General features: G+C 71.8%; 9 protein-coding genes and 1 tRNA gene. 4 read left to right on the plus strand and 6 right to left on the minus strand.

Going from position 1 to position 7,200, the window contains the following annotated elements:
- The 3 genes from VGD85_RS05365 to VGD85_RS05375 form a co-directional block, all read right to left on the minus strand.
- Nucleotides 1–379: hypothetical protein (locus tag VGD85_RS05365; RefSeq protein ID WP_331062414.1), on the minus strand; the 379-nt coding region annotated here is incomplete at its 3' end.
- Between the two features lie 300 nt (nucleotides 380–679).
- Nucleotides 680–755: transfer RNA gene (locus VGD85_RS05370), tRNA-Gly, on the minus strand.
- A gap of 32 nt (nucleotides 756–787) precedes the next feature.
- The gene (locus VGD85_RS05375) at nucleotides 788–1,549 is read right to left on the minus strand and encodes an SGNH/GDSL hydrolase family protein (protein ID WP_331062415.1); all 762 of its coding nucleotides are present in this window, start codon (nucleotides 1,547–1,549) and stop codon (nucleotides 788–790) included.
- Nucleotides 1,550–1,612: 63 nt separating this feature from the next.
- Between VGD85_RS05375 and dcd the strand changes: the two genes are divergently transcribed.
- Together dcd and VGD85_RS05385 are read left to right on the plus strand one after the other, a co-directional pair.
- Entirely contained in the window at nucleotides 1,613–2,188 is a 576-nt protein-coding gene (gene dcd / locus VGD85_RS05380; RefSeq protein ID WP_331062416.1) for a dCTP deaminase, read from the plus strand.
- Nucleotides 2,189–2,221: 33 nt separating this feature from the next.
- Entirely contained in the window at nucleotides 2,222–3,172 is a 951-nt protein-coding gene (locus VGD85_RS05385) for a siderophore-interacting protein (protein WP_331062417.1), read from the plus strand.
- A gap of 20 nt (nucleotides 3,173–3,192) precedes the next feature.
- On the opposite strand, the gene VGD85_RS05390 is transcribed toward VGD85_RS05385, so the two are convergent.
- The 3 genes from VGD85_RS05390 to VGD85_RS05400 all read right to left on the minus strand — a co-directional run bounded on the left by VGD85_RS05390 (nucleotide 3,193) and on the right by VGD85_RS05400 (nucleotide 4,847).
- Nucleotides 3,193–3,348, minus strand: coding sequence for a hypothetical protein (locus VGD85_RS05390; RefSeq protein WP_331062418.1), 156 nt, complete (start codon nucleotides 3,346–3,348; stop codon nucleotides 3,193–3,195).
- A 44-nt stretch (nucleotides 3,349–3,392) separates the two neighbouring features.
- Nucleotides 3,393–4,217 carry a DUF4097 family beta strand repeat-containing protein gene (locus tag VGD85_RS05395; protein ID WP_331062419.1) on the minus strand — a complete coding sequence of 275 codons (825 nt, stop codon included), beginning with the start codon at nucleotides 4,215–4,217 and terminating at the stop codon, nucleotides 3,393–3,395.
- A 78-nt stretch (nucleotides 4,218–4,295) separates the two neighbouring features.
- On the minus strand, nucleotides 4,296–4,847 hold the full coding sequence (locus tag VGD85_RS05400) for a toxin-antitoxin system HicB family antitoxin (protein WP_331062420.1): 552 nt from the start codon (nucleotides 4,845–4,847) through the stop codon (nucleotides 4,296–4,298).
- 167 nt (nucleotides 4,848–5,014) lie between these two features.
- On the opposite strand from VGD85_RS05400, the gene VGD85_RS05405 reads away from it, so the two are divergent.
- Both VGD85_RS05405 and VGD85_RS05410 read left to right on the plus strand, forming a co-directional pair.
- Nucleotides 5,015–6,745, plus strand: coding sequence for a sodium:solute symporter family protein (locus VGD85_RS05405; protein WP_331062422.1), 1,731 nt, complete (start codon nucleotides 5,015–5,017; stop codon nucleotides 6,743–6,745).
- A gap of 10 nt (nucleotides 6,746–6,755) precedes the next feature.
- Nucleotides 6,756–7,031, plus strand: coding sequence for a hypothetical protein (locus VGD85_RS05410; RefSeq protein WP_331062421.1), 276 nt, complete (start codon nucleotides 6,756–6,758; stop codon nucleotides 7,029–7,031).
- Nucleotides 7,032–7,200 lie beyond the last annotated feature (169 nt).

The following is a 7,200-nucleotide window of genomic DNA, read 5'->3' on the forward strand; positions in this document are numbered from 1 at the left end:
CGCCGGCGGGCCGGGCGGCCGTCGTACGGGCCGAGCGGGCCATCCGGGCCCGGACCTCGGCCTCGGAGTCCTCGGTCCAGCCGGTGCCCAGGCAGTAGCGCTGGCCCTCGAGCTCGGCGCAGCGCACGGCGCCGGCCGCCAGCTGCTCAGGGGTCGCCTTGGCCCTGGCTCGGCCGAGGTCGCGGCCCTCGGCCACGACCCGGTCGATCTCCGCCCGCATCGCCGGGGTGACCCGGGAGGCACCGGTCGTGGCGGCCGGCCGGACCGCGCCGGAGGGCCGGATCGAGGCGTCGTCCTCCTTCCCGCGGGGCACGAACGGGGCGACCGCGAGCAGCACGGCCAGCGCACCGGCGACGATCAGGACGGGGCGGCGAGACATCGGAGAACCTCGAGACGGTGGGGAAGACCAGTCGTCCCAGGTTCACCCTGCGTCACTGGTCTAGTCAACTTGCCCATTGGTCACAGTGGCACCACGGGACGCGACCGGCCGTCTCGCGTCGAGTGACGCCAGGTGGCTGAGCTGGTGCCCGGATCGGAGCCACTTCGCGTCACTCGACGGGGAACGGCGGGCTCTGGCTCAGGAAGAAGTGGAGCGGATGACGAGACTCGAACTCGCGACATCGACGTTCGGTGCAGCGTCGCGCTCGTGAGCGCGACCGATGGTTCTGGGGAAGACGTCTGGAGCGGATGACGAGACTCGAACTCGCGACATCGACCTTGGGAAGGTCGCGCTCTACCAACTGAGCTACATCCGCACGACACCGGCAGCGCCGGCGTCGCCGCGATACTAGTCGATGGCGGCGAGGGTGGGGCGCTTCGGGTCGACGAGGTCGCCCGAGGAGCGTCCGGTCAGGCGTCGGTGCACCCAGGGCACGAGGAACTCGCGGGTCCAGCGGGCGTTCTCGGCGAGCCGCTCGCGCCGGTCGAGCACGGGGATCGGGGCGATGGCCGGCGGGGTCAGGTCGTGGACGACGCCGAGCGCGTCGAGGACCTTGGTGGCCATGTAGGCGTGGCCGGCGGAGTTCAGGTGCATCCGGTCGGTGTCCATCACGGCCGGCAGCTCGACGTCGCGCATCCGCCACTGGTCGACGAGGGTCGCCCCGTGCCGGTCGGCGATCTCGCGGACCCATTCGTTGAACACCGCGAAGCGGCCCCGCATGGCGGCGAACACGCCGGTGGTGCCGGGGTCGAAGAGCGTGAACATCACGACCCGGGCGCCGCTGCCGGTCAGCCGCTCGATCGCCGCGTCGTAGCGGGCGGCGAGCGCGTCGACGTCGACCCGGGGCCGGAGCACGTCGTTGCCGCCGCCGTGGATCGTGACGAGGTCGGGCGCCAGCGCCAGGCCGGCGTCCAGCTGCTGATCGAGGATGGCTGGCAGCTTGCGGCCGCGGATCGCGAGGTTGGCGTAGCGGAAGTCGGGCTGGAGCGTCGCCAGGTGCTCGGCGACGCGGTCGGCCCAGCCCCGCAGGCCGTTGGGGCGGGCGGGGTCGGGGTCGCCGACGCCCTCGGTGAACGAGTCGCCGAGGGCGACGTACCGGTGGAAGCTCACCGGTCCATTCTCGCGCTGCCGCGGCGGCGCCCGGCGGCGGGTCCCGGCCGGTAGGTTGAGCGCGTGCTGCTCTCAGACCGCGACATTCTCGTGGAGATCGACGCCGGGCGGATCGCCCTCGAGCCCTACGACCCCGAGATGCTCCAGCCGTCCTCGATCGACGTGCGGCTGGACCGGTTCTTCCGGGTCTTCGAAAACCACAAGTACCCGCACATCGACCCCGCGGCCGACCAGTCCGACCTGACGCGGATGGTGGAGCCCGAGGGCGAGGAGCCGTTCATCCTGCACCCCGGGGAGTTCGTGCTCGGCTCGACGTACGAGGTCGTGACGCTGCCCGACGACATCGCCGCCCGCGTCGAGGGCAAGTCCTCGCTCGGGCGTCTGGGGCTCCTCACCCACGCCACCGCCGGGTTCGTCGACCCCGGGTTCTCGGGCCACGTGACGCTCGAGCTGGCCAACGTCGCGACGCTCCCGATCAAGCTCTACCCGGGGATGAAGATCGGGCAGTTCTGCTTCTTCCGGCTCTCCTCGGCGTCCGAGCACCCCTATGGCTCGGCGAAGTACGGGTCGCGCTACCAGGGTCAGCGGGGGCCGACGCCCTCGCGCTCCTACCAGAACTTCCACCGCACCCCGATCTGAGCCACGGCCATGAGGTTAGGTTAGCCTAACCTCATGACGACTGTGCGGGATGCGCTGCCGATGCTCCTCGACGAGGTCGAGGCCGTCCGCGTCGAACGGCTCTCGCCGTCCTTCGTCCGCGTCGAGCTCGGCGGGGCGTGCCTGGCCGACTTCGGGGTCGACGGGCCGCTCTACGACCAGCGGATCAAGCTGATCTTCCCCGACGGGGACCGGCCGTTGCCGTCCCTCGCGGGCGCCGGCGCCTCGTGGTACGCCGAGTGGCTCGCGCGCCCGGTCGCCGAGCGCGGCCACCTGCGCACGTACACGGTGCGCGACGTCCGCGGCGAGGGCGCAGCCACCCGGCTCGTCGTCGACTTCGCGGTGCACGGCGCGGACGGCACGGCCGGTCCCGGGTCGTCCTGGGCGGAGCGGGCCCGCGTGGGCGACCGCCTGGTGCTGCTCGCGCCGCGGCGCGGCCACGAGTTCGGGGGCATCGAGTTCGCACCGGGAACGGCGTCCCGGGTGCTGCTGGCCGGCGACGAGACCGCGGTCCCCGCGATCTGCGCGATCCTCGGCCAGCTCTCCGGGCAGACCCGGGGCGCGGCCTTCCTCGAGGTGCCGACCAGCGCGGACGTGCAGACGGTGCCCCACCCCGAGGGCGTCGAGGTCGTCTGGCTGCCCCGCGACGGCGGGCCGCTCGGGGCGCGCGTCCACGCCGCGGTGCTCGGACACCTGGGGGTGGCCGGGCAGCGCCTGGAGGAGCCCGAGGACGTCGACCCCGACCTGTGGGAGACCCCGTCGTACTCCTCCTCGGGCGAGGCGGTGGGCGCCGGGACGGGGCCGACCGGCTCGGACGGCCGCCTCGAGGACGTCTACGCCTGGATCGCCGGCGAGTCCGGGGTCGTCACCGCCCTGCGGCGGGCCCTGGTCCGCGACCTCGGCATGGACCGGCGCCAGGTCGCCTTCATGGGCTACTGGCGCCGGGGCGTCGCGATGGGCGCCTGATCGGCCGCGGTCGCGGGCGGTCAGTTCTCGACGGGAGCCGGGCCCCGGCGCAGCCGCTGGGCGAGCAGGTGCCGGTAGGTCGTCGCGGGGATCCTCGGGCTGGCGGCGCGGGCGATCCGCTCGGCGAGCTGCTGGCGGGCGACCTCGGCGTCGAGGGTCACGTTGCTGTACTCCATGGCGTTCTCCTGGTGGGGGTGCTGGGGTGGGGGGACGGGTCGGGTCAGGCCTCGGTCAGCGCGATGTCGCCGCTGACGGTCTTGGCGCGCACCTCGACGTGGTCGGCGCCGTCGCGAGGCTGACCGGCGCCGGTGAGGTTGGAGCGGATAGCTCCCGTGATCGTGGAGATGTCGGTCCACACCGGTACGCCGGCGGGGATGCCGATCGCGACGTCGCCGGAGGCCCCCTTGACGGTCACCCGGCCCCGGTGTGCTCGGCCGACGACGAGGTCGCCGGAGCCGGTCGTGAGCGCGACGTCGCCCTCGGCCTCACCGACCTTGAGGTCGCCGGAGCCGGTCTTGACGACCACGCTGCCCCGGCTCTTCTCGAGGCGGACGTCGCCGGAGCCGGTCGAGACCAGGACCGCCGCGGCCGCGTCGACCACCGTCACGTCGCCCGAGCCGCTCTTGACCTTGAGCCCGGCGCCGGCGGACTCGACGCGGACGTCGCCCGACCCGGTCTCGACGACCAGGGGCCCGGTGCACGTGTCGGCGGCGACGTCGCCGGACCCGCTCTTGAGCTGGCCGCTGCCGACGGTGCCGATCACGTCGATGTCGGCGCTGCCGGTGCGGACCGCCACGGTGCTGGCGGTCGGCAGGGTGACGACGACCTCGAGCCGGCTGTCGCCGCCGAAGAACCCGTTGCGGACCTTGGGTCCGACCACGGAGACCTGGTCGCCGTCGTGGCGGACCACGGTCTGGTCGGCGTCGCGGCCGCTGACCTCGACCACGGTCTCGGCGGTGTCGGTGGCGATGACCCGCACCGAGCCCTTGCCGATCTCGGTGAACAGGCGCACGGGGTGCGGGGTCTCGAAGCGGTGCTCGGTCATGGTGCTCTCCTGCCTGAGGGTGTGCTGGTCCACGGGGCCGGCGGGTGCCGGTCCCGGAAGTCGTCGTCGGATGAGCCGCTAGACCCAGCCGGTCATCCGGCGGTTGCCCTTCTTGCCGAAGGGGTCGTTGCCGCCGAGGAACGGGATGCTGGACAGGTCGATGTCGACGTTGATCGCGTTCTCGCGGGTGGCGGCGCGGACCACGGTCACCAGCCAGGTGTTGAGGGAGTGGCCCGAGCGCGCGGCCATCTCCTCGGCCCTGGCCTTGACCGATTCCGGGATCCGCAGCGTGATCCGGGCGACGTTGCCCTCGTCCTCGGCCTCGTCCGGCATCGCACCGGGGCCGTCCGCGGCGGGCGCCGCCGCGGGGGTGGCCGGGGAGGTGTGCACGACGAAGTCGAGCTCCCGCCCGGTCAGCCGGACGTCCACGCCGCCGTCGGGCATCTCCGCGGTGATCTCGGCGGCGGCCTGCGAGACCGCCTCCATGAGCGCGAGCCGGGCCGCGGGGTCGAGCGCGAACGCGAGGCGCTCGGTCGCCTCGCGGGCGTCCGGCCCGGCCGCCTCGGCGGCGGCCAGCAGGTCGCGGCGGAGGCTCTCGACGTACGGCGTGATGTCCATGCGCACCACCATGACATCACTGTGACGTCATGTCAAGGAGCGGTGATGTCGCGACGATGTCACGATGGTGCGTGAGGTTTGTGGGACCGGCGTGGCGGGCACCGGCTGGGGTGGCCCACCCGGGCCGTCATCCGTCGTCTCGGTGCCGAAAGGTGTCTCCCATGGCGAGCCCGACCGTCCTGGCCAGTGACACGCTCATCTCCGCCAACGTCGTCGACTACCTGATCATCGCGATGTACTTCGCGGTCGTGATCGGCATCGGGCTGATCGCCCGGCGCCAGGTCTCCGACTCGGTCGACTTCTTCCTCTCCGGGCGCTCGCTGCCGGCCTGGGTGACCGGGCTGGCGTTCATCTCGGCCAACCTCGGCGCGGTCGAGATCATGGGGATGTCGGCCTCGGGCGCGGAGTTCGGGCTCCCGACCGTCCACTACTTCTGGATCGGCGCGATCCCCGCGATGCTGTTCCTCGGCGTCGTGATGATGCCGTTCTACTACGGCTCCAAGGTGCGGTCGGTGCCGGAGTTCATGCGGCGCCGGTTCGGCACCGGTGCCCACCTGGTCAACGCGATCTCGTTCGCCGTGGCCCAGTTGCTGATCGCCGGCATCAACCTGTTCCTGCTCGGCAGCATCGTGCACGCGCTGCTCGGCTGGCCGCTGTGGGTCGCGCTGATCGTCGCGGCCGCGATCGTGCTCTCCTACATCACCCTCGGCGGCCTGAGCGCCGCGATCTACAACGAGGTGCTGCAGTTCTTCGTGATCGTCGGCGGTCTGCTGCCGCTGACGCTGATCGGCCTGCACCGGGTCGGCGGCTGGAGCGGCCTGACCGACAAGATCACCGCCGCCGCCGAGGCGCATCCGAAGGACATCGCGCCGGCCGACCAGCAGCTGAACTCCTGGCCCGGCCTCCCGCTGACCGGCTTCGACTCCTCGCTGCTCTCGGTGATCGGCATCGTGTTCGGACTCGGCTTCGTGCTGTCGTTCGGCTACTGGACCACGAACTTCGTCGAGGTGCAGCGCGCGATGGCCTCGAACTCCATCTCCTCGGCGCGCAAGACGCCGATCATCGGGTCCTTCCCCAAGATGTTCGTCCCGTTCATCACGATCTTCCCCGGCATGATCGCCGCCGTCCTGGTGACGGAGATCGGCAAGGTCAAGGCCGGCGGCACAGTGCCCGGCGGTGCCTCGGGCGAGGGTGTCGCCTACAACGACGCGCTGCTGTACCTCATGCGCGACGTGTTGCCCAACGGGCTGCTGGGCCTGGCGATCACCGGCCTGCTGGCCGCGTTCATGGCCGGCATGGCCGCGAACATCTCGGCGTTCAACACGGTCTTGAGCTATGACCTGTGGGAGCAGTACGTCGTCAAGGACCGCGACGACGAGTACTACCTGATCGTCGGGCGGGTCGCGACGGTGGCCGCGACGGTGATCGCGATCTTCACCGCCGGCCTGGCCAGCAACTTCAGCAACATCATGGACTACCTCCAGGCGCTCTTCGGGTTCTTCAACGCCCCGCTGTTCGCGACGTTCATCCTCGGGATGTTCTGGAAGCGGATGACCCCGACCGCCGGCTGGGTCGGCCTGGTCGCCGGTACGGCGTCCGCAGTCGTGGTGGCCTTCCTCAGCGAGGACACGTTCGGATCGGCGAGCACCGGGACCCTCGCGATCAGCGGCCAGGGTGCGGCCTTCGTCGCCGCGGGCGTGGCGTTCGTCGTCGACGTGGTGCTGAGCATCGTCGTCTCCCTGGTGACGGCGCCCAAGCCGGTGGCGGAGCTGCGTGGCCTCGTCTACTCCGAGACCCCGCGCGAGGACCTCGTCGACCCCGACGAGGCGTCGCACCCGTGGTACCAGCGCACGATCCCGCTCGCGGGCCTCTCGCTGGCCATCGTCGTCGTCCTGAACGTCATCTTCTGAGGAGGCGGACATGCCCGAGACCGAGACCCAGGGCCGGCACACCGCCGGGCTGCTCGACATCCGCACGATCATCGGCGGCCTGATCGGCGCGTACGGCGTGATCCTCACGCTGATGGGCCTGTTCGCCGACCAGGAGTCCGACAAGACCGGCGGCGTCAACGCGAACCTGTGGGCCGGCCTGGTGATGATCGTGGTCGGCGTGGTGTTCGTGCTGTGGGCGCGGCTGCGACCGGTGGTGGTGCCCGAGCACCACGACCGGACGGGCGCACACGACGACCCGGCGTAGCCCGCGACCGGCGGCACCGGGTCGCGCTCCGGCTAGGAGTCTGCTGAACAAGACGGGCGAACGCGAGCGGCGTCCGGTGCGTGCGGTGGCAAGGCGGCCGAGGAACGGCGTGGCGGGTCACTCCGACCGAGGCGAACGCCGCCAACGCTCCACCGGGCGTCGCGTAGCC

The sequence above is a fragment of the Nocardioides sp. genome (assembly GCF_036401255.1).
GTDB lineage: Bacteria > Actinomycetota > Actinomycetes > Propionibacteriales > Nocardioidaceae > Nocardioides.

Bases quoted from the DNA above. Each gene is read 5' to 3' on its own strand.
- VGD85_RS05385 (WP_331062417.1), top strand. From the start codon at position 2,222: ATGACGACTGTGCGGGATGCGCTGCCGATGCTCCTCGACGAGGTCGAG.
- VGD85_RS05390 (WP_331062418.1), bottom strand. From the start codon at position 3,348: ATGGAGTACAGCAACGTGACCCTCGACGCCGAGGTCGCCCGCCAGCAG.
- VGD85_RS05395 (WP_331062419.1), bottom strand. From the start codon at position 4,217: ATGACCGAGCACCGCTTCGAGACCCCGCACCCCGTGCGCCTGTTCACC.
- VGD85_RS05400 (WP_331062420.1), bottom strand. From the start codon at position 4,847: ATGGTGGTGCGCATGGACATCACGCCGTACGTCGAGAGCCTCCGCCGC.
- VGD85_RS05410 (WP_331062421.1), top strand. From the start codon at position 6,756: ATGCCCGAGACCGAGACCCAGGGCCGGCACACCGCCGGGCTGCTCGAC.